The organism is Mucilaginibacter sp. (genome assembly GCF_025362475.1).
Classification (GTDB): domain Bacteria; phylum Bacteroidota; class Bacteroidia; order Sphingobacteriales; family Sphingobacteriaceae; genus Mucilaginibacter.
The window spans coordinates 69,725-95,178 of record NZ_JANYGH010000023.1 but is presented as its reverse complement, the minus strand read 5'-3'; the positions used below and the strand labels follow the sequence as shown (position 1 = coordinate 95,178).

At 42.2% G+C, this 25,454-nt stretch carries 13 protein-coding genes and 1 pseudogene; 12 read left to right on the top strand and 2 right to left on the bottom strand.

From position 1 onward, the window contains the following. Positions 1-265: 265 nt before the first annotated feature. Positions 266-820 (bottom strand): annotated as a pseudogene (locus tag Q0R88_RS08655) (DUF4142 domain-containing protein). Between the two features lie 774 nt (positions 821-1,594). On the opposite strand from Q0R88_RS08655, the gene fbp reads away from it, so the two are divergent. The 12 genes from fbp (at position 1,595) to Q0R88_RS08595 (ending at position 21,451) form a co-directional block, all read left to right on the top strand. Further along, on the top strand, positions 1,595-2,587 hold the full coding sequence (gene fbp / locus Q0R88_RS08650) for a class 1 fructose-bisphosphatase (RefSeq protein ID WP_295715090.1): 993 nt from the start codon (positions 1,595-1,597) through the stop codon (positions 2,585-2,587). A 130-nt stretch (positions 2,588-2,717) separates the two neighbouring features. Beyond that, positions 2,718-4,532 carry a family 43 glycosylhydrolase gene (locus tag Q0R88_RS08645; protein WP_295715088.1) on the top strand — a complete coding sequence of 605 codons (1,815 nt, stop codon included), beginning with the start codon at positions 2,718-2,720 and terminating at the stop codon, positions 4,530-4,532. A 35-nt stretch (positions 4,533-4,567) separates the two neighbouring features. After that, positions 4,568-5,848: a trehalase family glycosidase gene (locus Q0R88_RS08640; RefSeq protein ID WP_295715086.1), complete on the top strand. Its 1,281-nt coding sequence runs from the start codon at positions 4,568-4,570 to the stop codon at positions 5,846-5,848. A 246-nt stretch (positions 5,849-6,094) separates the two neighbouring features. Next, a complete protein-coding gene (locus Q0R88_RS08635) occupies positions 6,095-7,531 on the top strand; it encodes a hypothetical protein (RefSeq protein WP_295715084.1) in 1,437 nt (478 codons plus the stop codon). Positions 7,532-7,560: 29 nt separating this feature from the next. Then, complete coding sequence (locus tag Q0R88_RS08630; protein ID WP_295715082.1) at positions 7,561-8,997, top strand: sialate O-acetylesterase; 1,437 nt, start codon at positions 7,561-7,563, stop codon at positions 8,995-8,997. A gap of 31 nt (positions 8,998-9,028) precedes the next feature. Beyond that, on the top strand, positions 9,029-10,951 hold the full coding sequence (locus Q0R88_RS08625; RefSeq protein WP_295715080.1) for an alpha-galactosidase: 1,923 nt from the start codon (positions 9,029-9,031) through the stop codon (positions 10,949-10,951). Positions 10,952-11,271: 320 nt separating this feature from the next. After that, on the top strand, positions 11,272-14,394 hold the full coding sequence (locus Q0R88_RS08620) for a TonB-dependent receptor (RefSeq protein WP_295715078.1): 3,123 nt from the start codon (positions 11,272-11,274) through the stop codon (positions 14,392-14,394). A gap of 17 nt (positions 14,395-14,411) precedes the next feature. Beyond that, a complete protein-coding gene (locus tag Q0R88_RS08615) occupies positions 14,412-16,133 on the top strand; it encodes a RagB/SusD family nutrient uptake outer membrane protein (protein ID WP_295715076.1) in 1,722 nt (573 codons plus the stop codon). A gap of 174 nt (positions 16,134-16,307) precedes the next feature. Continuing rightward, entirely contained in the window at positions 16,308-16,430 is a 123-nt protein-coding gene (locus Q0R88_RS27190) for a hypothetical protein (protein ID WP_366087007.1), read from the top strand. An 80-nt stretch (positions 16,431-16,510) separates the two neighbouring features. Continuing rightward, positions 16,511-18,325 carry a hypothetical protein gene (locus Q0R88_RS08605; RefSeq protein WP_295715073.1) on the top strand — a complete coding sequence of 605 codons (1,815 nt, stop codon included), beginning with the start codon at positions 16,511-16,513 and terminating at the stop codon, positions 18,323-18,325. A 51-nt stretch (positions 18,326-18,376) separates the two neighbouring features. After that, positions 18,377-20,140 (top strand): alpha-L-rhamnosidase C-terminal domain-containing protein, encoded by a 1,764-nt coding sequence (locus Q0R88_RS08600; protein WP_295715071.1) that lies wholly within the window; start codon positions 18,377-18,379, stop codon positions 20,138-20,140. A 264-nt stretch (positions 20,141-20,404) separates the two neighbouring features. Continuing rightward, positions 20,405-21,451, top strand: coding sequence for a GntR family transcriptional regulator (locus Q0R88_RS08595; RefSeq protein WP_295715069.1), 1,047 nt, complete (start codon positions 20,405-20,407; stop codon positions 21,449-21,451). 14 nt (positions 21,452-21,465) lie between these two features. Here the strand turns inward: Q0R88_RS08595 and Q0R88_RS08590 are convergent, their stop codons facing one another. Further along, positions 21,466-25,428: a two-component regulator propeller domain-containing protein gene (locus Q0R88_RS08590; RefSeq protein ID WP_295715067.1), complete on the bottom strand. Its 3,963-nt coding sequence runs from the start codon at positions 25,426-25,428 to the stop codon at positions 21,466-21,468. Positions 25,429-25,454 lie beyond the last annotated feature (26 nt).

Sequence of the window (25,454 nt, the reverse complement as noted above, 5' to 3'; positions counted from 1 at the left end):
GATCCCTGATCCTTTAATTCTCTGCCCCGGTTGGGGTGATGTTGATATAAACAACAAAGCCTGATATTTTCATACCAGGCTTTGTGTCGATTCTAAAGTACTCAGAGCGGGAATCGAACCCTCTTTGTAAGTTCTTAAATTATAATGAGTTATAAATACTTAAAAGATCATTCAACGATTTGCACAACACTGTATTTAGCCATTAATCGCTGCATTACAAATATACAAAACGTTTGATCTTAAGAGAAATTCAAAATGATTTTGATTATAAAAAACTGAATGATAGGTTCGAACCATATCCAATGATTGCAATATGTACGAGGACAATAGTTGCCGACGAGAATATCTCTGCATTCTGGCCGATCTTACTTATGGCGTCTAGGTGATGCTGAATTACCGGCGCTGTCTTGGCGGCGAATGCTTTTAAGTCTACATCCTTGCCGCTGCTGGCTTCCGATTGCATCAAGGCGAGTGTTTATTGGTGCCCTTCAATCATAGCCGCCACATAGGCTTTATCAAAATCATTGCCGCTCAGCTTACTTAGGCTGTCGCTTTACGCCTGGTGCTCTGCGTCCAAGCCCGCCGGCAGGGGAATGTTTTTCTTTTGGGCAATGGCTTTAAGCTCGTCATTGGCTTTACCATGATCCATTACCATCATATTACCAAAGTCTTTAACCGCTTTACTGTCCCTTTTCTCAGCGGCCATTTTACCCAGGACAACATCCTCCATGCCACCCACAGCAGCTTTGTTAGCGAAGGTGTTGTCAGATACCGCAGACGATGAGCCAGATCGAGCAACGTATACAAAATCTACATGCAAAATTGACTGAGTAACTAATTGACTGAGTAACTATTAGGCTTTGAATAGAAATACAATATAAGCAGGTCCAATTCTGTCACGGTGTTTGAAAAAAAAATATGAGAAGATCCTATACCAACAAATTATCGGTACTAACGCTTGCTGCCATGATTAATAAAAGCACCTGAAGAATGTTCAACGCAGGTTTGAGAACGCCACATGGTTTACAGCAATAAAGCTATTTGAGGGTATAGGCAAGGTAAGACGTACTGTTTTAACACCACATGGCCAGCCTTATCCAAGGCTGGCTAAACAGGTTAAGGGACATGGTACGCTTTTATTGCAGGAGGTTAATGATAAAACTGTAGTAAAAGTGGGCTTCGGCAATTTTGAGGGACCCGGCATAAGGTTTACAATGGCTACTTGTATGTAGCCTCGTAGTGCTTATGAAACAATCGTTACCCGGTTCTGACTATTCTGAATTGTTCTTGCAAAAAATCAGTTTAGAAGTACCAAGTTATCAAACGTGTTCCCGTATTTATGCTTGTCTCTATATAGTTACATGATAGCCCATGACAGTCAATAATTTCCGGTTGTTTAACTTGGCATACAGGTTATGCCTGCAAAATCATTGATAACGCATGGTATTTAGTTGATGCAATATCATTTTAGAAGTTGCTATATGCGCTATGGGGGGGTACGGAACGCACTATCTTTTTTAACAAATTGGTACTCTAAATCAAGATAGCAAATGCTGTTACCATGCTATTCGCTTTGAACTACGAACACCATTATATGAAGGCAGTTAAAACATTAGGTCAGTTTATTATTGAAAAACAAGCCGATTTTCCGTATGCGAAAGGAGAATTATCGCGTTTACTACGCGATGTGGGTATAGCGGCTAAAATTGTGAACCGGGCAGTAAATCAGGCCTGTCTCATTGATATTGTGGGTGATGCAGGAACAATGAACGTACAAGGCGAAACTCAAAAGTTGCTTGATGTATACGCAAATGAACAATTTATATCTGCCTTAAAAAGCGGAGGCGAATGCTGTATGATTATATCGGAAGAAAATGAAGAACATATCCACATTGATTCGGCCATAGCGAAGGATGCCAAATATATTGTCGCCATTGATCCACTGGATGGCTCAACCAATATTGATGTAAATGTAACGGTGGGTACAATTTTTTCAGTATACCGCAGAAAAACCATCGAAACCAAGGCAAGTCTTGAAGATGTTTTTCAACAAGGGACCCATCAGGTAGCGGCAGGGTATATTATTTACGGCTCATCAACCATGTTGGTATATACCACCGGTAAAGGAGTTAATGGTTTTACCCTTGATCCTTCGATAGGCGAATTTTGCCTTTCTCACCCTAATATGATGATGCCTGAGGATGGTGCAGTGTATTCTATTAATGAGGGCAACTTAGGTTGTTTTCAGCAGGGTGTAAAATTATTTATAACATACTGCCAGGAAACCGATCAGGCTTCGCATCGGCCGTTCGCCTCCCGTTATACCGGCTCCATGGTAGCCGATATTCACCGCAACTTGATCAAAGGGGGCATCTTCATATATCCTTCGTCGGCAGATAATCCTAACGGGAAACTCCGACTATTATACGAGTGTAATCCCATGGCTTTTATTATTGAACAGGCGGGTGGCATTGCCAGTAACGGCCATATCAGGATACTTGATATACAGGTCAATGATATTCACCAGCGGTCGCCCATATTTATTGGATCGGTTAATATGGTCAATAAGGCGTTATCTATGTTATAAATATTGCCTTGCTGCTATGCAACAGGATAGCGCAGGTTGCCGCATTTGCAAAATACAGCTAACATCGTATGCCAATTGCTGCACCGTTTTTAGCGCAGCTTTAAGCTATAGTTAGCCTTTTAAAAGAAGCATGAACCAATACTGCCTAAAAATAGCCGCCATTTATTTATGTTTAATATTCCTGATGTCTCCGGCAGGTTTGAAAGCGCAAACGTTTAACCAGCGTGGCTTAAAGGCTGTTTATTATAGCCCGGCAAACCTTAAAGATTCGGTAATTATACGTGATTCGGTAATAAATTTCGATTGGCGCAATCAACAAAAGTGTCCCGATTCTGTACGCTGGTTGGGCTACCTCATTCCTCAATTTAACGGGCAGTATAGCGTTTATCTTACATCAGTAGGCAACGCCCGGGTATGGGTAAATGATAGTTTATTAATTAGCCAATCGGTCCTTAAAACCCTGGCTACATTAAAAGCAAATATTAACCTGACAAAAGGCATCCAATATGCCATAAAAGTTGAATGCTCAAATACATCCCTTATTAAACTGGAATGGCAAAGCAGGCATCGGCACCGGCAAATTATACCGGCGGCACAATTAATACCCGAAGGTGCAGAATTGCCTCCCATACGGGTGATGATGAACGTTATAGGGCGCGACCCGGAAGTTACGCGTGGTCCCAATGGTGTTTACTACATGGTACATACCAGCTGCTACCTGGCGGGTAACCTTGCCCACCAGCACTGCTGGGACAATAACGATGGTTTACGCCTTTGGAAATCGGCCGACCTTAAAAACTGGACTGACTTAGGCTTAGTATGGAGTATTGATAAAGATGGTACATGGCAAAAAGAGTATGATGCCAAGGGCCGGCGCCCACTTTGGGCACCCGAGATACATTATATCAATAAAATGAAAAATTGGTATATGGTTTACAGCATGGGTACGTTTGCCCCGCAAGGGATAAGGACGGGGCTGATGAAAAGCACATCGGGCAAGCCCGAAGGCCCATACCGGGATGTTGTAAGCGGCCCCATAACCGAAGGTATCGACGGATCGCTATTTGAAGAAAATGACAAAGTGTACTTTTTACGCAACCATTGCCTTATGGCCTTAATGAATAACGACATGACGGGTTTTGCCGAACCCTTTAAACCACTGCAAACCTACAACGGCAAAAATGTTGGTTTTGAAGGGCCCGGCATGCTTAAATATAAAGGCAGGTATTATTTATACTCGGCCAAAAGCAACGACGATATGGGCAAAAATACCTATGACCTGAATATTGCCGTAGCCGATAATATTTACGGGCCTTATAGCGATAGCTGGCAGGCTCTGCGGCACGGCGGCCACAGCACTTTGTTTACCGATAAGCGGGGTGCTATATGGGCAACGATGTTTGGCTCAGATGATTTGTCGCCAGTGTATATCACCCCCTCTGTTACCCGCTTACAGTTAGAGTGCAATGGGAAAATTTTGCCATTGCGGGGCAATGCAAGGGCAAAGGTAATACTGCCAACGCAACAAATTAAACCAATAGTCTGGAAATATACATACAGCAAACCTACCAAGGGGTGGCTTAAACCTTTATTTAATGACGGTTTGTGGCCGGGCGGCAAAAGCGGATTTGGAAAAAATGGAAATACGCCCTGGAACGCAAACGATATATGGCTCAGAAAACGGTTTGATACCGCGACCCTTTCTGCCGCCGAATTGCAAAATATGGTATTATCAATAAGTCACGATGCCAATGTAGAGGTATACATTAATGGTATTGAGGCGTGTACGATGACAGGTTTTAATAAATTTTCTTTAAAGAAAATAAGTAATGAAGCAAAGGCTTCGCTTAAACGCCATAAACAAGCAGTAATAGCTATCCATTGTAAAAAGGCGGATGAAAATCAATTTATTGATGCCGGGCTTATTACCTGGACGGCCATCTAAATTAACTGTATACAATCATCTAAATAAAATAAAACATGCCCTACCTATTTAAACTGCATTTAAAAACCTTGTTACCGGCCTTGCTAATTATTACATTTATTGGCAAGGCAAATGCTCAAAAAGCAAAGCTTACGTTAAAAACAGACACTGCGCTTTTATCGCTGCGGAAAACACTGATTGCTGAAGACTCATTAATGAATAAAGGCATTTTGCAGGATACCGATACACGCAAGTTTTATTTTACCGGCTATGCCTACAAAACGTTATATGATTGGGATCAGTATTTTGAATCGATAGTGCAGATATATATGGGTCGGCCATCAACCCATATCATTAACGGGGTAACTATTTTTCTTGATCATCAAAAGCCCGATGGGATGATCGTGAGATCGGTGCCGGGCAATAAGTTTCATAATAACGAACACATAAAGCCATTTTTATGCCAGATAAGCCTGCTGGTTTTCAATAACTACCATGAAACCTCCTGGCTTAGTGAAACAAATTTTAACCGCCTGCAAAAATACCTTGATTACTGGCTTAACCAGATGGACAGCGACCATAATGGTTTAAGCGAATGGATGAGCGCGCCTCATACGGGCATGGATAACCAACACGAACGCGCCGGCTGGTGGCTGGACAGGAAAAGTGAAGGTGTAGACCTGAATTGCTACCTGGTTAAAGAAATGCGCGCCTTTGCAGCTATAGCAGAAACCAGGGGTAAAAAAGAGCTGTCCAATGAATACAGGTTAAAAGCCGATAAAAAGGCTGAATTGATAAGAACAAAACTATGGGATGAGAAGACTGGCTTTTTTTATGACAATGCGTATAAAGGCAATGGGCTTATCCCGGTTAAAAGTATAGCCGGCTTTTCACCGCTATGGGCGGGCATAGCATCAGAAAAGCAGGCAAAACGAATAATTTACGAACAATTGATGAATCCTAATGAGTTTTGGAGCAGCTGGCCCGTGCCCACGCTGGCTCGGTCTGAGCCAGGCTATTCTGAAAAACAGCTGGCAAGTGACCTTGGCTGCAGTTGGAGAGCCAATACCTGGATACCAACCAATTACATGATCTATCATGCTTTAAAATATTACGGTTATCATGAGCTAGCATCTGTTTTGGCTTTTAAAACCAATGCGCTTTTAAAACAAGCCGGCAACCGCGAATATTATCACTCAGAAACAGGTACCGGCGTTGGCCTCGATCCATTTTGGGGTTGGAGTTTATTAGGACATTTCTTTATTTATGAGGATGGCAGCGACTACGATATTACCAGGTTTAATGCTGATGGAATAGGCAGTGCAGGTAATAAGTAATAGATGGTTATTGCCGGGGCGATGAGTTAATGGATAGCCGTTTTGCGATACCGCAAGGCGGCTTTTAACGTTGACATGGGCATAACAGTGCGGGTTGCCGCCAAATTTTGCAATTGATAAACTTGCATGTAACCAGTTACATGTAGCAGCAGTTGTGAATAAATAGTACCAATTAATTAAGATTAATTGGTTGAAAAATTAATGGCTGGCGCACTATTCAATAAATCATCAACCCAATTATAAAAAATGAAAAGCACCTTTATTTTATCGTTTATTAGTGTTTTAATGTCAATGTATAGTTGTAAAAAAGGTAGCCCTGTTAAAGGGGATATTAAGCAGGATACCGTAACCGTTAAACAAAAAAACGTACTTACCTTACCAAATACACAGGTAAAAGTTTATATAGGTATTGCAGACAGGTGGCACGATGTGGAAGACCCCGCAAATTATAGCAGCTGGAGTTATGTGCGTGCTAATGCCAGCGGTTTTTACACCAATTTTATTACCATGTGGGTAAACTCCTATCAAAACAACGAAGATCCGCAGGAGAGCTGCAACAAAATGCGCCAGGCTTTTGCGCATAACAGTTGCTTTTTTGAAACCAGCCTGGAAACCAAGGTAAATGACGATGCTACAGGCGGTAACAACGAAACTACCGATAAAAAGTATATAGACCAGCTAACCAATGCCGGTTTTAATGTAGATAACACGAGCCTAAACTATGGGATAGACGCGCAACGGGTTAATACGCTTAAAACCTACCGAAACCCGCGCAACTGTTTCGCATTGGTTGGCCCCTGGCTTGTTGGAGGCAATATTATGAGCGATGCTACAACCGGCAATGCCCAGCTAAGGCAAGATATTTTGGCTACAGATGGCGCGGAAACCGATGGTGTGTTGGGTTTTTGGTTTGGCAATGCCGATAACATACGGGAAGGAAGCTATTCGATAGCACAATTTACAAGTCAAAACCATAAACAATCGGCAATAATGCTGGCCCCTGCAGATGGGGGGATAATTAACTATAACCCCACAACCGATTTTTTTAATAGTTCCAAAGCCTGCGTTTTTGGGCACGAGGATAACAACGCCGCCCCAGATATGTGGACTATATGGACCTACGGCGAACGTAGCGACGAACCAACCTTTCCCGAATCTGCAGTAAACTCCAATGGCGAAACCACGCCGGCCAATACATTAACAGGGGTGGGTTACTGGTTAATAAAACACCTAAATAATTTACCTAAGGTACTACCAAAGGATACAGGCGTGGTAAGCAGAACTGCAAGTGTCAGCATATTAGATAATAGCAACGCTCGGCTAAGTATGAAAAACGATGCTGGCAACACAGCTTACACCATGCCGGTAATTATCTCCAACGATGCCGATCCGCAGATAGAGCTTTCGCCGGTGATCAATGTGGCAATAAGTGGTGGTGTCAATGACTGGGAAATAAGCTTTAACCTTGCAGGTAATAATGTTACTGATGATGTTGTTTACAATGGTGGGTTAAATTGCATTAAAACGTTACGGTTAAGTAAAACCAATAAGCTTACCCTTAATATGATCATCAGGAATAAGATTGCAAACGCGGCACCGGTTAGTATCAAAATAAAAACGATGAGCAATATTTCAAATACAGCAAACGCCGGTGTTTACACCATAGCAGCTAAAGTTTTATAAATTAATCACTAACATTAAATTCAACGCCATTGCGAAAACGGATTGTTATTGCTTTTCTGATAATTCCACTGTTGTCATTCGGGCAATTATCGTTGCCTGCCATTTTTGCGGATAATATGATACTGCAACGCAATCAGCCGGTGGCGATGTGGGGAAATGCCGAACCTGGCAAAATAATTACTATAAAAGTTCTGCGGCAGGTACACAATGCTACCGCTGATAAAAACGGGCGATGGAAAGTTGTTTTAAAACCCTTTAAAGTTGGTGCAGCATTTGAGTTGTTGGTATCTGCGGCCAACGAGAAAACAATAAGGCTTGTTAATATTAAAGTCGGCGATGTATGGATATGCGCGGGGCAGTCAAATATGAATTTTATGCTGGCTGCCGAGCAGGACGGCCCCGGGGAAATTGCAAATATTAACAATGATGACATCCGTGAATACCGAACGGCTATGCCGGCCGGGGTACTCAACCCAGAAAATGTAGACAATTCTAAATGGGAATCTGCAAGGGGGCAGGATGCCGCTAAGTTTTCGGCTTTGGCATATTATTTTGCAAAACAGCTTCAAACGGAAGAAAATATACCAATTGGCATTGTTGTCATGGCTTGTGGTAATACTCGCGCTGAATCATGGACAAATACTGCCGCTCTTGAGCAGCAACCGCTTTTAAAGCCCCTGTTGGCTTACTGGGATAAAAAGAAAAACGACCGGGACGCAAACCCAAACCATATTCCAGGCAAATTTTATGCAGATGTGGTTGCCCCAATAATCCCTTTTTCTGCAAAAGGGGTAATATGGTATCAGGGTGAATCAAACACCCTGCCGGATGGATCTGAAAGGAGCATAGCCGACCGCGCGGCAGAGTATAAAACGTTATTGCAAACTTTAATTAACAGCTGGCGTACAGCCTGGAACAAACCTGTATTGCCGTTTTGCATAGTTCAGCTTCCCAATTATTCAGATGCATCTGGCAATATCCATTGGGCCGATATCAGGCAGGCGCAATTACAAACCTCCAAAGAGTTAAATAATGTTGGGATGATAACAACCATCGATGTTGGCGATACCCATAATATCCACCCAGTAAACAAAAAAACAGTTGGGCACCGGGTGGCACTTTGGGCATCGGTAAATATATACCATAACCAAAAACATGTTGCCAGTGGCCCTCTTATCAAAAAAATAGCAATCAGGGGTGATAATGCAATTCTTGATTTTGATTGTATAGGGAGGGGATTAACGATCAAAAATCACGACACCCTTGTGGGTTTTGAAATGGCAGATACTGCCGCCCCCAATAGTTTTATAACCGCCAGCGCGGTAATAATCCATAATAAAATCCTGTTGAAGGTAAAGGGTATATCGCGTCCGGCTGCAGTACGTTACGCCTGGGCCGATGACCCCATTGCGTCTTTATACAATACATCCGGCTTACCGGCATCGCCCTTTATAATAAAAAAATAAGCAACCTTAATCAAATTTAACAACACGATATATGAATACCTATGCCCTTAAAGCAATAATCCGGATAGCAAAAATGGTTGCTATTCCTGGTTTGTTTTATTGTTCCGTTTTTACTTTAAAAGCGCAAACAACATTTAAGGTAAAAACTGCAACCGGCGAATGGGGGGTGCAATCGGCATTCCAGAACCTGCCGCATATAACCTCGCAACTAAACGGTAAAAATATTTTATTGAATGCCGGCCTGCACGGCGACTCCTACCGCTCAACCATTGATGGGTTGGACGTTATTACACGGTTTAAAGTCATCAATGGAAAGTGGGTGCAGGCAAGCGTATCGGTATTTAACCCTACGCGCGATACCTTGCACATAATATCGTTTGAACCTTTAATAACCAGCAGTGATAAGGCTTTAAAGGGTGCGACAGGGGACGATCTACGAATGATGTGGGAAAGTGCCACCTATGAAGTTGGCAGGGATAGAAACCACGACAGTTACTATTACGCGGCATTATATTCAGATAAAGACCGGATGGGGCCGGTCTGGATGATCACTTACCAACCACCGCAGTTATGGACCTCCATGATCAAAAAAAAGGGGAATGATATTACAGGTTACTTGAATTTTAGGGGTCGAAAATTTCCGGTTGATCCAGGCGAAACAATCACCTTTGATCCAATATTGTTGAGTGCCGAATTTAATGCCATGGATGGCTGGCGGGCTATAGGAAAAATGTACACCCCATCAATGCCTATTGCCCAGGCTGTGAATCATTCGGGTTTTAATACTTGGGATTTTTACCGTGGTGGCATCTCTACAAAGCAACTTAGGCCTATTTTAGATTCTTTGCATGATTTTAACCAGGCCAATGATGTAAAACTACAGAATTTCATACTCGACGACGGCTGGTTTAAGCAAAGGGGAAGCTGGGAGTTTGACCTTAGTAAATTTCCTGAAGGCGAAAAAGGCTGGGCAAAAATTGTAGAAGGGGCAGGCATGCGTCCCGGTGTATGGATCTCGCCATTTTGGTCAAACAAAGATATGGTTGATAAATACCACATGACCGTGCAGGAAGAAGTGCCCGATCACGTAATCAGGTACCGGGTTGACCCCAGCGACCCCAACGTAAGGCGATATGTGATTGAACGGTTCAGGGAATTGAGCCAATCGGGATATAAGTATTTTAAAATTGATTTCCTGGCGCTGGCCTATACAGACAGACCTTATAAATTCTCCAAATTCCCTCCAGAAAGGGTAATAAGAGAGTTTTTGGCAGAAATTAAAAAGGCTATCGGTAAAGATGCCTTTTTGCTGGGGTGCAGCACGGTAATAGCGCCTTGCGCAGGAATTTGCGACGGCGCGCGCATTATGGCCGATATTACCGAAAACTGGAATGTTACCAAAGGTATTTATTTGCGGATAGCCTACCGGTACTGGATGAATGGCACCTTGTTTAATACTGATCCCGATTTTTTTGTCGGCCGCGGGCCCGAAACCCTCAAACCCGGGGCATTCCCCGGCTACGCGTTAGAATCGGGCGACAGGCAATACGAGGGCTTTACTTACACCAAAGCAAAAACCTGGGCCTCCATGTGCTTTGCCTTAGGCGGCCATTTTAACTGGGCCGATAACCCCGGAGTTGTTAAACCCGAGATAGCAAACCTTGCGGCAACTCTTGCACAATACGGGCCGGGAAAGCCCGGTGTGCCATTAGATTTGATGGACACAGACCAGCCCACTAAATGGCTGAGGATTAACGACGGAAAAATATATATTATTTTAATAAACACAGCAGATAAGCCAGTAATTATTACCGTAAAAACAGATGAAGTTACCGCTTTACGCGACAACGTTTTACTTAAAGATATATTTTCAAATGAACAGATGCTACACTCCGCGGGCAACCTGCAAGTAATGTTAAACGCCCACGACTCCAAATGCTTGCTCATACGGTAATTTTATAAACCAACGGGTTTGTTGTCTTTGTTTTTTTGACAGCAACCCGCTGATAGTTGTTTATCGGCACTTTGTTAGGCCCTGTAATAAAACGTTACGGGGCTTTTTACATAGGCAAGTTTTTTAGGTAAGCAGTCATGGCCCTACGTGGGGCTGATAATGCCTTGCGGCTTATCAGATAATCAAATTATTATAAGGCAAGGCCGCCTAAGAGCATAACAGTGCGGGTTGCAGGTTTTTTTAGCAATATCTACCATTGTATAAGTAACCAATTATCCGTGCTGCTTAGCACATTTCAATAAACCTTTAAACTATTTATTATGTTAAAAAAACTTGTACTAAAACTTTTTTACGGAAAGCATTTTAGTTTGCTGGCAGTAATGCTCTGCCTGGGCCAAATTGCTTTTTCACAAACCAAAACCATTACCGGTGTTGTAAGGGACTCGGCCAAAAACGAAACCCTCATTGGCGTTTCTGTACTGGTAAAGGGTACATCAACCGGCGCGGTAACCGATGCAAATGGCAGGTATAGCATTAAAGCGGCATCAAATGGAACGTTAATTTTCAGGTACATCGGCTTCAACCAAAAAAATGTTGCCGTCGATGGCCGCGAAGAGATCAACGTATTGCTAACCGCGCCCGGGCAAGATCTGAGCGAAGTTGTTGTGGTGGCTTACGGTACGCAAAAAAAGCAAACCATTACCGGTGCTATATCAACCATCTCCACAAAAGAGATCAAACAAAGCCCGGCAGCCAACCTCGCAGCATCACTGGCGGGGCGTTTACCGGGGTTAACGGCCATCCAATCAAGCGGCGAGCCAGGTAAAGACGCCGTATCATTGTATTTACGGGGACAGGGAACCATCAACGGGCAAACGCCGATAATACTTGTAGATGGTGTACCGCGCGATATCACTTATATTGACCCTAATGAGGTAGAAAGCATCACCATATTAAAAGATGCTTCGTCTACCGCGGTATTCGGGGTACGTGGCGCCAATGGCGTAATATTAGTTACCACCCGCAGGGGCAAAATGGATAAACCAGAGATCAATTTTACAGTAGAATCTGGCCAGCAGGCCTTTACGCGCCTGCCACAAAGCTTAAACTCTTTTGATTGGGCTACTTTAAAAAATCAAATGGCCACTAATGACGGTAACCCGGCTATTTACTCTGCCGATGCATTAAATCATTACAAAACACAGGATGATCCTCTTCATTACCCTAATAACGACTGGGTGAAAATGTTGATGCACAAATACGTTGGCCAAACACGTTACAACTTAAACTTATCGGGCGGTACCGAATATGTAAGTTATTTTATCAATGCCGGCTACCTTGATCAGGGCGGACAATGGAAAGTTGATCAGAAAGACTACGACCCTTCATCCTACCTTAAACGTTATAATTTTCGCTCCAATATTGATGCCTACTTAAACAAGAACAAAACTTTAAAGGCGTTTTTAAATTTAGGAGGTTACGTTGAAAATGTAAACAGCCCGGCAGGTGGAGCAGGCCTTGGGTACGGTAACGCCATTAATGTTTTGGTAGATATATTTAACACGCCTCCCATTACGCCAGGCCCTGTAACAGCCGATGGTAAAGTTTTGGTATATGGCAATAACAATTCACCATACGCCACCATAAACCGTACCGGTTATGTGCAGGAAACCCGCAACAATATCACGGCCTCTTTCGGCATGGAGCAGGACCTGAAAAGCTGGACACCTGGTTTATCGGCAAAGTTCATGATCTCGTTTGATACCCGTTCAATTCATGATCTTACAGAAACGCAAAGTTACACTCACTATAATCAGGCTATAGTTCCGGGGGCAGGCGGTAAGGATAGCACCGTATACGTACCCGCCAACGGCGACCGTAACTCCACCCTAAACCCCAATGTAAATAATACATTTCAAACCTATTCTAACTTCCAGGCTACATTAAATTACAGCCGCACATTTGGTAAGCATGCCATTACCGGTTTATTGCTTGGCCAACAGGATAAAACCATAAAGCCACAAGGAGGTGATAACCCAAGCGCTACCGATTTTCCCTTGCCTTTTAACTTAAGAGGCCTTTCAGCACGTGTAACTTATGGTTATGATAATAAATATTTTGCTGAGTTTAATGCCGGTTACAACGGCTCCGAACAATTTGCCAAGGGCCACAGGTATGGTTTCTTCCCATCGTACTCTGCAGGTTGGTTAGTTTCACATGAGGAGTTTTTAAAGGATAACCCGGTAATTACCTCGCTAAAAGTAAGAGGTTCATATGGATTGGTAGGTAATGATAGGATTAACAACGCCCGGTTCCTTTATCTTGATAATACCGTTATACAGGGCGGTGGTTACGTTGGCGGCGGCGGTACGTTGGGCATAAACGGAAGTGTTGTAAATGAATCATACGTAGGTAACCAAAACTTAAGCTGGGAAACCTCAAAAAAAACAAATATCGGGTTAGATATGGAACTATTCACCTCGTTAAACCTGATAGTTGATGTATACAAATCTGTAAACAACAACATGTTAATTAACAGGGGTACTGTGCCGCAGCTAAATGGTTTGCCATCAAGCGCCATACCGCCGCAAAACTTAGGCCGGTTAACAAATAAGGGGTATGAAATTGAATTGGATTATAATAAATCGCTCGGTAAGGATCTATCCATCTTAACCAAATTCAATTTTAACTATTCTAAAAACATCATCAACTTTATTGATGAGCCCGAGAAGACAGCAGATTATGCATACAGGTATAATGCTACTGGCTATCCGGTAGGTACACCGTTCGGATTAATTGCCAACGGTTTTTGGGGCAGCCAACAGGAAATTGACAATTCGGGCCTTACTTTTTCTGGCAGGTCGCCGCGCCCCGGCGATCTGAAATTTGAAGATCTGAACCACGATAAGGTTATTGACAGTAAGGACTTTGCGCCTATAGGCTATTCCAACGTTCCTCAATACACTTTTGGCGCCACACTGGGTGTCAACTACAAAAGTTTTGATGTGTCGCTTTTGTTCCAGGGCGTTGCAAATGTTACCCAGGATTTTAGGGGATGGGGAGTATGGGAAAACTACGGTAACGGATTTTTAACCGAAAGGCATTTAAATGCGTGGACGCCTGCAAGGGCTGCATCCGGTGCAAAAATTGAGTTTCCGGCCTTGAGCGCATCTGCCACAAATGGCGAAGACCCAAGTATGCCAAGTAATTACTGGCGCGAAAATACATCATACATCAGGTTAAAAAATGCCGAGGTAGGTTTTTCATTACCAGCCGCGTGGAGCCAGAAAATCGGTGCAAAAAAAGTGAGGTTTTATGCCAACGGTTTCAACCTGATTACGTGGGATAAAATGGTGAACAAAGGGTATGATCCCGAATCATCAGGCCCGCTTACTTACCCAATTTATAAAGTTTACAACCTGGGCGTTAACGTTATTTTTTAATATTTAAAACTATTACGATGAAAAAAATTATAATTCTACTATCTTTTATCCTGGTAGTTGGCGGAGGTTGCAAAAAAGATCCGCTGGATATTACCCCCAATGGCAGGATAGAGCTTGCAGACGTTTTTAAGGATAATAATGAAACCGCGGCATACCTAAACTCCTGCTACGGCTATTTGCAGCAATATGGCGGCCATTACAGCTTTCATACCATGTTGGCCAGTTTTACCGATGAGGGACATGATAATGACGACCCTACTGAAGGTTTGGCCAGCACCCACTGGTACCAGGGTGGCTTAACACCAACTAACAACCCGCTTGATGCCGGAGGGTGGGATGGCAACTATTACGGCAACGCATGGTCTGGCATTCGCAAGTGCAATGTGTTTTTACAAAATATCGATAACGCTTCGGTAACAAACAGCTCAGATAAAGCCCGCTGGAAAGCCGAAGCCAAGGTGATCCGCGCGTTTTATTATTGGGACCTGATATTGAGGTACGGCTCGATGCCTGTTGTTGATAAGCCTTTTGAGCTTACCACCGATTTTAAAGCCCTATCAAGGCCCGTCTATAACGACGATATTCAATTTATTGTTAAAGATTGCGACGATGCTATAGCAGAATCAAAACTGCCTTACCGTATTACGACCAATAATGACGATAGGGGCCGCTTTACCAAAGCTGTTGCCTACGCTATAAAATCAGAAGCATTGTTATTTAATGCCAGCGCGTTATGGAACCCAACCAACGATAAAGCCAAATGGCAGGCTGCGGCCGCAGCCGCACAAGAGGCTATAACAGCATTAACAACAAGCAGCAACTATGGGCTGTTTCCGGATTACGGCGCTTATTTTATTACTACGCCCGATATTGGCGTTAACCCTGTTGATAACGAGACTATATTGGAGATGAAACAGAATACCAATATATCGCAATGGGAGTTTTTAAATGGATGTCCGTCTGTACATGCCTATAAGGCAGGAGTTTCACCAACGCAGGAATTAGTCGACTCTTATGAAATGGCCAATGGCAAAGTGCCAATTACCGGCTATGCCGATAATGATCATTTGCAGCCTGTTGTTGATCCAACGTCGGGCTATGATGATAGTAAACCGTACTTAAACCGCGATCCACGGTTTTATGCTACCGTATTTTATAACGGCGGCTTTTATGGAAACATAAACGGCGGTTCGTATACCTTACAATCATATGTAGGTGGCGCCGACGGATTTTTGGCGAGTGACAGGCACTTTACCCATAATGGTTACTATCTGCATAAATTTGTTAACGGCGATTTGCAGGACGGGCAGGGAAGCGGCGCCAGGTATCGCAAATTCAGGATGGCCGAACTTTACCTTAATCTTGCCGAAGCAGAAAATGAAGCTAACGGCGCAACCAACGTAGCTTTTACGGCGGTAAATAAAATACGTGCCCGCGTAAATATGCCGGCATTGGCAGGCCTAAGCCAGGATGAATTGAGGCAAAGGATACGTAATGAACGGCGCGTTGAACTGTCATTTGAGGAGCAACGTTTTTGGGATGTGCGCCGCTGGAAGATCCTTGATAAAACCGACCGTTTGACTACCGGGATGAAATGGGTTAAAAATGGGACCACCTTAACCAACACCAGGGTAGTTGTTGACAGGCGGAAATCATACGATACCAAGTTTTTAATCTGGCCTATTCCATTAAGCGAGATATCAATACTGCCTAAGTTTGTTCAAAACCCGGGCTGGTAGATAATAAAAAGCAGATCAGTTTATAATGCTGATCTGCTTTTCTCTTTTGGTTGGGCATATAACCATGAATACTGCACCTGGGACCAAACCATCTCTTGTTGAAATAAAGCTTGACGAATCATGGGCCGGTGACATGGTAACTATTTATGTGCCTGGTAACGGAGATGGCAAAACCTGGCAGCTTTTACCGCTAAGGTTAACGCAGCCAAAGGTGTCCATGCTGTTTGGCTATCCTTCACCGGCGAAGGCGACGACCTTTTAAAAGTAGACTGGTTTAAATTTATAAGGAATAACTAAGTTGCAGCGTGCATACAGAGCAGGTTGCCAACCTGCCCTGTATGGATTAAAATAGCAGAAATTATAAATAGCAAAACTCTATGTTCTATATAAAATCTTTTTACAGTGCGCTTATTTTAGGTTTGCTGTTAAGCCAACAGGCCATTTGCCAAAATACGCCACAAATAAATATCCAAAATTCCAACTGGGTAGCAACCGATGCACTGGGCCGGAATTTACCCACCTATAAAGAAACAGGTGCCCCTAAACCTAATACCTATGTAGGCGTATTTTACTGGCTTTGGCATGGCGACCTGCGCAGCACTGCAACCAATACAGATTCTGTAAATGTTACAAAAATACTTGCTTTAAATCCGCTGAAAACTGATTGGCGGCCCGAGGATTACTATTGGGATGAGTCTGAATTTGGTTATTACCGGTCGGCCGATCCTTGGGTAATTAAAAGGCACCTGGCTTTAATGGCCGCTGCCGGTGTCGATTTTATTTTTTTAGATCTTACCAATGGCGAAGTGTACGAGCCCGAAATAAAAACCTTACTTGCAACCATACAAAACCTGCGTAAGCGAGGGGTAAAGGCGCCTTATGTGGTACCCTTTCTTAATTCCGAATATGGCTGGAAAGTTCAGTTGCTTTATAATAACTTTTATAAGCCAGGAAACTATGACGATGTATGGTTTTATTGGAACGGTAAACCGCTCATCATGTCGCCCAAAGTTAAAGTCGATGATATTAAAGATAAAACACAATTAGCAGAGTTGCTAAATTACTATACATGGAGGCCAACCTGGGCTTTGTTTGATGATGATAGGGGGGCGGGAGGCAAATGGCGTTTTATGGATACCCATCCGCAGCGTGTAGCGTTAGATTCATTGGGCAGGGCCGAGCAATATGTGGTATCCAAATCCATGGGTGCGCCGCTGTGGAATTATCGTACAAACGGATCAAGCGATGGTTTACACTATGTTGCCACAGTAGATAAATATTGGTTATCTAAAGAAACAGGCACAGGTATATTTTTAAATGAACAATGGAACCGGGCCGATTCTGTTCATGCACCTATTTTATTAGTTACCGGCTGGAATGAATTTAAAGCCGGCGCATGGCCCACCAGTAAGGAGCTGGCAGCAACCAAAGGATTTGCCTTTGAGGATAAAAAAATGAAGGAAGGCGACCTGTATTTTGTTGATGAATTTAACCGGGAGTTTAACCGCGATTTGGAGCCCATAAAAAACGGCTATACCGATAATTTCTATTACCAGTTTGTGGCGCGTATGCGTAAATACAAAGGTATGATGCCGCCACAACCTGCATCGGTACCTATCAGTATCAACCTGAAGGGCGATTTTTCGGACTGGAAGGGAGTTATGCCTATTTATACAAATACCCTGGTTAATGGCGGCCAGCGCAATTTCGCCGGTGTGCTGCCAGGTTTGCATTATAACAACAACACCGGCCGTAACCACATTATAGAATCGCGCACGGCGCGCGATAGCAAATGTCTGTATTTTTATGCAAAAACAGATTCGACCATAACTCCGCACACGGGTGCCAATTGGATGCTATTGTTTATTAACGCTGATCAAAACAAAAAAACAGGTTGGGAAGGTTATGATTATTTGATTAATGCCGATGTGAAAAGCAATAATAAAACTACATTAAAAAAGTGGGTTAAGGGCAAGTGGCAAACAATAGCCTTAATTGACTATGAGGTAATTGGTAGCCAAATCATGCTAAAAATGCCGTTATCGTTAATTCATCAAACAAAAAATAATTTGTCTTTTAACTTTCATTGGATCGATAACATTCAACGTCTCAACGATATCAATGAGTTTTTTGTCAATGGCGATTCGGCCCCGTTACGCCGGTTTGATTATCATTATACAACCAATAAATAGTTTTACCGGCATAACCAAGAGTGCGAATTATTATAACAACATAAACCAGCAATGAAAAATTACCTGATCTGTTTAATTCTGTTAATTGCCTTTTCTTTAACTGTTAAAGCGCAGCTGCCCCCGGTTTTTTCACAAGCAAGAAAAAGCCAGGCCAGGGGCGAAGCTACCGTGCGCCGTTACCTGCCGCCGGTAAAAATATTGTGGCAGTCTGGTAATGCGACAACCAATATCCTTAATCCAGAAAAATTGCTGAACCCTGGTATCGGACAGGCCGATCTTTCGGGCAAAAATCTTTGTGTGCTTACCAGCAATGAAAAAGGTAAACCAGGCATTTTGTTTGATTTTGGCAAAGAACTTCACGGCGGTTTACAGCTCATTACCGATCAATCAAGAGGAGGGAAGCCTGTTAGGGTGCGGCTGCGTTTTGGCGAATCTGCTGCCGAGGCAATGTCAGATGTAATGGATGTGGCCAAAGATGCCACTAATGACCATGCCATGCGCGATTTTACCATCTCGTTACCATGGCTGGGCAAATTAGAGGTAGGCAACACGGGTTTTCGTTTTGTGAGGATTGACCTTGTTGACGATAATGTCGAGTTAAAACTTAAAGAGGTAAACGCCATTTTTACATTCAGGGATATCCCATACCTGGGTTCGTTTAATTGTAGTGATACGTTATTAAACAAGATATGGATTACTGGCGCGTATACCGTACACCTGAACATGCAGGATTATTTATGGGACGGCATTAAACGCGACCGGCTGGTTTGGGTAGGGGATATGCACCCCGAAACATCAACTATTGCGGCCGTTTTCGGCAACAATGATGTGGTTCCTAAAAGCCTTGATTTGGCACGCGATATCACCCCGTTGCCGGAGTATATGAATGGGATGGTTTCGTACTCTATGTGGTGGATACTTATTCAGCACGATTGGTATATGCATACCGGCAACCTGGCCTATTTGAAACAACAAAGAAGCTATCTCATTAAGTTGCTAAACCAATATTCGTTACAGATTGACAGTAACAACAGCGAAGCGTTAAATAGTGGAGGTCGTTTTTTGGACTGGCCATCGAGTGACAATATAAAAGGCATCCATGCCGGCTTACAGGCAATGTTGGTTATGACACTAAATGCCGGATCGGAATTATGCAAAGTACTTAACGACCCTGCAACCGCAAAAAAATGCGATGATGCTGTTTTAAAACTAAAGAAAAATGTACCCGATGCTAATGGCTCCAAACAGGCTGTTGCCTTGCTTAGCTTGTCTGGTTTAATTTCTCCGGCTGCGGCAAATGAAGCTTTATCCGTGGGTGGTGTGCGTAACTATTCTACCTTTTTCGGTTATTATATGCTGCAGGCCAAAGCAAAGGCTGGCGATTACCAAGGTGCCATCGATGCTATCAGAAGCTATTGGGGCCCGATGCTTGGCTTAGGGGCAACCACATTTTGGGAAGACTTTAATATAGACTGGCTGCCCGACGCATCCCGTATTGATGAGCTAGTGCCTGCCGGCAAAAAAGATATTCACGGCGATTATGGCGCATACTGCTATAAGGGTTTCAGGCATAGTTTGGCTCATGGCTGGGCATCTGGCCCTACACCGTGGTTAACCCAACATGTGCTTGGCGTTAATGTTGTAGTACCCGGGTGCAAAGTGCTTAAAATTGAACCCCATTTAGGCGATCTCAAATTCGCCGAAGGAACATTCCCTACCCCTTACGGAATTGTAAAGATTAAACATGTTAGGCAACCCAATGGCAAAATAACTACAAGTGTAAAAGCGCCGCGAGAGGTAAAAATTATTAAGTGATAACCAGGTATAAAAAAACAAAGCTGCGTCCTGTAAATTGGCGCGGCTTTGCCTGTTTATAGCTATTGTAAGCATAATTTGATACAAATTTGATAGATGTTGAGACGGTAAATCAACAAAAAAACAGCACGAATAATTTCCTTTACAATATAAAAGCCCAAGCGCTTTAGCCAATTAATTACCAATTATTAAAGCAGGTTATCCCCGTTAATTTAAGGGGCTGTTTTATCTGTATGCCACTCGTTTTAAAGGATAAAGGAAAATATGATCACTTATTTTAAGTCGCCGCCATTTTTTGATCACATTAAATTAGATGAATACTCGGGTACGCCAATATATCTTCAGTTGGCCAATTCAATAGTAAAGGCCATCAGGTCTGGCGATATTAATAAGGATGAATTGTTGCCATCTATTAACGATGTTAGCTTCCGATTGGAGGTTGCCCGCGATACTGCCGAAAAGGCGTACAGACACCTGAAAAAAATAGGAGTGGTGGGATCTTATCCGGGCAAAGGATATTATGTGGCCAACCCGAATTTTTCGCACAATCTCAAGATATTTTTACTCTTCAACAAGCTAAGCGCACATAAAAAAATTATTTATGATGCCTTTATTGCCGCGCTTGGTGAAACCGCGCTGGTAGACTTTTATGTATACAACAATGATTACGGCCTGTTTAAAAAACTTTTTATGGAAAAAAGTTATGCCAGTTATTCGCATTATGTAATAGTGCCGCATTTTTTGGAGGGGGAAGAAAATGCCTGCGAAATTATCAATACTATCCCCAAAGAAAAACTTGTTTTGCTGGATAAAAAAATCCCCGGAATTACGGGCAATTATGCCGCTGTGTATGAAAACTTTGAGAAAGATATTTACGAGGCACTGAAAAAAGCACATGTAGAGTTAAGCCGTTACCATACATTAAAAATCATATTTCCGCAAAATAGTTACTTCCCTAAAGAGATATTGACGGGGTTTATCAGGTTTTGCCGGGAGCACGCGTTTTTGTTTGATGTAGTAAAAGACATAGATACCGAAGCCATTAATTATGGCGAAGTTTTCATCAATTTAATGGAAGATGACCTAGTTAAACTTATTGAGCGGGCGCTGGTACTGAAGCTTGAAATTGGAAAAGATATTGGCGTAATATCTTATAATGAAACGCCGATAAAAAAGATCATACTTAATGGAATCTCAACAATATCAACCGATTTTAAGTATATGGGCGAAAAGGCGGCACATTTAATAACAAATCATTCCAGCCAGCATGTAGAAGTTCCATTCAATTATATCAAACGATATTCGGCCTGATAATGGTTTCTCTTTTAAACAGTACCCTTTTTTTCGGTACGTTTCAGATTGGCATAATCAGATGGCGACATCCCAAATTGCTTAAAAAAGGCATGGCTAAAATAGGAGGGTGAGCTAAAGCCCGCAATTGCAGATATTTCGTAAATTTTGTGCTCGTCGGCGGCTAATAGTTCCGCTGACTTTTTTAGGCGCGCCAGGTTAATGAGCTCGTTAGGTGTTAAGTTTGATATGGCTTTTATCTTTCGATATAAGGTGGGCCTGCTCATGTTCATCACATCAGCCAGCAGATCAACATCCAACTTTGAATTGTCCAAGTGCTGTAGTATCGTGGTATTTAATTTCTCTAAAAATATTTCGTCGGCTTTTGAGTAAGCTATGTTTTTAATATTTACCAATGGCGAACTTGCAAAGTATGCCTTAATATTACTCCTGTTTTTTAGCAGGTTGGCGATTTGTGCTCGCAGGTGGTCTGGAGAAAATGGCTTTTCGATGTAGGCGTCAGCACCAGAGTCCAAGCCTTCAATTTTTGATTGCAGCGCGTTTTTTGCAGTAAGCAATATAATGGGGATATGGCTGAAATCGAGATTTGTCTTTATTTTTTCGCAAAGTTCAAATCCATCCATAACGGGCATTATAACATCGCTCAAAATAAGCTGAACGGTTTTTTCTTTTAAGCAATCCAGTGCCCTGCTACCATTACCTGCGGTAATTACTGTGTAATCGGCGCTAAGGGCCTCTGTTAAAAAATTACTGATCTCAGGATTATCTTCCACTACAAGTATCGCTGGTTTTAACGGAGCAGCTTCGGCCTTTTCAGTTATTTTAGCTTTGTCCTCTCCTTTCGCATCATTGCGGAGCATAAATACATTTTGCTGATGCAGGGGTAAAGAAAGTTTGAAGGTATTAAAACCAACCAGAGAATTTTCGAACCTTAAACTACCCTTATGTAGTTCGGCAAGCGACCTGCACAAAGCAAGCCCGATTCCGTTACCCGGCTGCTTATCTGTTTGGGGTATCCTGAAAAAAGGTTCAAATATTTTATCCTTTAATTCGGCAGGAATTAAAAAGCCATCGTTCTTTAGTTCGATAAAAAAGTTTTCTCCGGCAATATCCAACGTTATCATTATTTGATGAGCCGCGTATTTGATGGCATTGGTAAATAAATTGGCTAATATTTTATGTAAAGCTTCGGCGTCAACATCGGCATAAATGATGTTTGGGGGCAATTCTATTTTAAAGATAATTGCTTTTTGGTTTGCCAGGTCCTTAAAGGTTAAAAAGATATTCTCCAGCAAATCAGAAACACTGATGTTCACAAAATTGAGGTTGTAACCTTTGCTTTCTGTTTTTCTGAAGTCGAGCAACTGATTTGTAAGGTCAAGCAGACGGTTGGTGTTTTTATCAACCGATTGCAGATCGTTATACGTTGACGATGATGATTCTGTTTTTTTTATAACATTTTCAAGCGGGCCTTTTATCAACGTAAGTGGCGTTCTTATTTCATGGGTGATATGGGTAAAGAATTCAATTTTTGCATGGTAAATTTCCCTTTCCTTTTCATTTTCAAATAGCTCAAATTTCCTGTTTATCCTCTCTTCATGTCGTTTATGATAACCTCTAAAAATGAAATAAACAATAACGCACATCAGGATAAAATAAACGGCATAGGCGGCATCTGATGCCCAAAAGGGTGGCTTAATTGTTATTGATAAATTTGTAGGCCATTGGTTCCAGATACCTTTGTTATTAACAGCTTTTACCTGGAATACATAGCTGCCCGGGTTTAAATTGGTGAAATATACTTTCCTATTTGTTTTCAGGTAAGTCCAGTCTTTATCAATCCCAGTCATTTTATAAGCGTATTCAGACATTTCGGGTGCCGAAAAGCTTAACGCGGCAAAATCGATGCTGAATGACGACTGGTCGTGATTTAATGAAATGGCGCGGGTATTTATGATAGATTGCTCCAGCGACGAATTAGCGCCTTTGATTTTCAGCTCCCGGTTATTCACCTGGAAACCGGTAATATAAACCGGTAATATAAATCCTTTACTATTAAAAGCAGCCGGATTAAAGCTTATCAATCCCCTTACTCCTCCAAAATAAATGGTGCCGTGTATATCTTTAAAGCCAGAATCATAGTTGAATTGGTTACTGAGCAGGCCGTTGCCCTTAGTATAGGTGGTTGTTTTTTGAGTTACCAAGTTCATAGTTACCAGGCCACCTGATGTGCTTATCCACAGGTTTTTATTTTGATCTTCTTCTATACTTAATGTAACGTTTGCCGGCAAACCGTTAGCGGTTGAATATATTTTAAAACTATTTCTATCATTGTTAAGCAAGTACAAACCGTTTTCGGTGGTAAACCAAAGGTGTTTATCGCTGTCTTCAAAAATGTCATTTATGGTAATATTGTCTTGGTTAGCGTTCTTATCTACAAATTTTTTGACCTGGTTAGTTTCCGGATTATAAAAATATAAACCCGCTTGCCGGGTGCCCACCCAAATTACGCCCAGGTCATCTTCCAAAATAGCCTGTACATGGCCGCCGTGTATAAAAGTAAAGTCGTCTTTAGCTTTATTATATCGGTATAAACCGTTACCTGTACCTATATAAACAGTTTTTGACCGGGTTTGATAAATGCAGATTATGAAGTTGCGTTCCAGGGCGTGTTCCTTATCAATGGTTTCATAATGGCGAATAATTTTGCCTGTTTTTATGTCCATAATGTCAAGGCCGTGTTCAAACGTTCCTATCCACAATTTATCATCAACAGGCAACAAACCATGGATGTTATTGTAAGAAAGGCTGCTTTTATCGCCATTGGGTTTAAAGTGCGTAAAAATACCGGTTTGTGGATCAAGTTTGTTTAGGCCGGCATCTTCGGTACCTATCCATATGTTGCCATATATGTCGCCACATATTTTACGCACTACATTGCCGCTAAGAGAATTGCTATTATACTTTGGGAAGTATTTTTTAAACAAGGCATATTGGCTGGAGTAATTATTTACGCCACCAAAATAAGTGCCAGCCCAAATGTTCTCCTCCCGGTCTTTAAATAAACAATATATCGAATTATCTGAAAGAGAATAAGGGTCATCATATTGTTTCTTCAAATTAGTCACGGATTTTGTTGCCATATTATAAATATAAATCCCCGATTCGGTAGCAACCCAGCATTCATCAGCGTTAACGTGCAGCATATCCCTTACAAAAATATCCGTATGCTCGTTATTGTAGGTCAGGATATCCTGGTAGGTATGGGTACTGGTATCAAAAAGCTTGAGGCCCTGGTTGGTAGTGCCAATTAAAATATACCGCTCGTTATAACTATAAATCTTAACTATCCAATCAGAGCGCGCCGGTACCGAATGGTTGAATACATTGTGCCGGGTAAAAGTATCGCCCTTTTCATCATAGCCGTATAAATTCCCGGTAGAAGATGATAACCATATGTGGCCCCTCGGAGATACACAAACCGATGTTACCTTGCAATTATTTATAGTATAGGATTTAAGCAGGCTGGTGTTTTTTACAATTTCAAATAAGTGCTGATTGGATACGTACCAAACATTACCTTTATTATCCTTTAATAAACTTAGTATCGCGCCAGACGAAGCGTTAGGCAAAATGCTAAAGCTTTCTGTTTGAGGATTGTACTGGTAAATTCCATTATCGGTACCAACCCAAATTGTACCATCGGTATTTTCATAAAGAGTGTGTACTAAATTGTTGCCCAGGCTATTAGGGTCTGCAGGGTTGTTGCGGTAAACTTTGAAAGTGTAACCGTCAAAACGGTTGAGCCCATCCTGTGTGCCAAACCATACAAAGCCTTTTTTATCCTGTATACAGCAAACAACGGTATTGTTTGACAGGCCGTTTTCTGTAACATAATGTTTAAAATAATATGGTTGCGACCAAACGTTTTCAGTTAGCCACAGCAACACTATAAAGAATAGGATATATTTTTTCAATGATTAAAACTGGAACCTCAAATATA

Excerpts from the sequence above, each read along its gene's own strand:
- fbp (WP_295715090.1), top strand. The coding sequence starts at position 1,595 with ATGAAGGCAGTTAAAACATTAGGTCAGTTTATTATTGAAAAACAAGCC.
- Q0R88_RS08645 (WP_295715088.1), top strand. The coding sequence starts at position 2,718 with ATGAACCAATACTGCCTAAAAATAGCCGCCATTTATTTATGTTTAATA.
- Q0R88_RS08640 (WP_295715086.1), top strand. The coding sequence starts at position 4,568 with ATGCCCTACCTATTTAAACTGCATTTAAAAACCTTGTTACCGGCCTTG.
- Q0R88_RS08635 (WP_295715084.1), top strand. The coding sequence starts at position 6,095 with ATGAAAAGCACCTTTATTTTATCGTTTATTAGTGTTTTAATGTCAATG.
- Q0R88_RS08625 (WP_295715080.1), top strand. The coding sequence starts at position 9,029 with ATGAATACCTATGCCCTTAAAGCAATAATCCGGATAGCAAAAATGGTT.
- Q0R88_RS08620 (WP_295715078.1), top strand. The coding sequence starts at position 11,272 with ATGTTAAAAAAACTTGTACTAAAACTTTTTTACGGAAAGCATTTTAGT.
- Q0R88_RS08615 (WP_295715076.1), top strand. The coding sequence starts at position 14,412 with ATGAAAAAAATTATAATTCTACTATCTTTTATCCTGGTAGTTGGCGGA.
- Q0R88_RS08605 (WP_295715073.1), top strand. The coding sequence starts at position 16,511 with ATGTTCTATATAAAATCTTTTTACAGTGCGCTTATTTTAGGTTTGCTG.
- Q0R88_RS08600 (WP_295715071.1), top strand. The coding sequence starts at position 18,377 with ATGAAAAATTACCTGATCTGTTTAATTCTGTTAATTGCCTTTTCTTTA.
- Q0R88_RS08595 (WP_295715069.1), top strand. The coding sequence starts at position 20,405 with ATGATCACTTATTTTAAGTCGCCGCCATTTTTTGATCACATTAAATTA.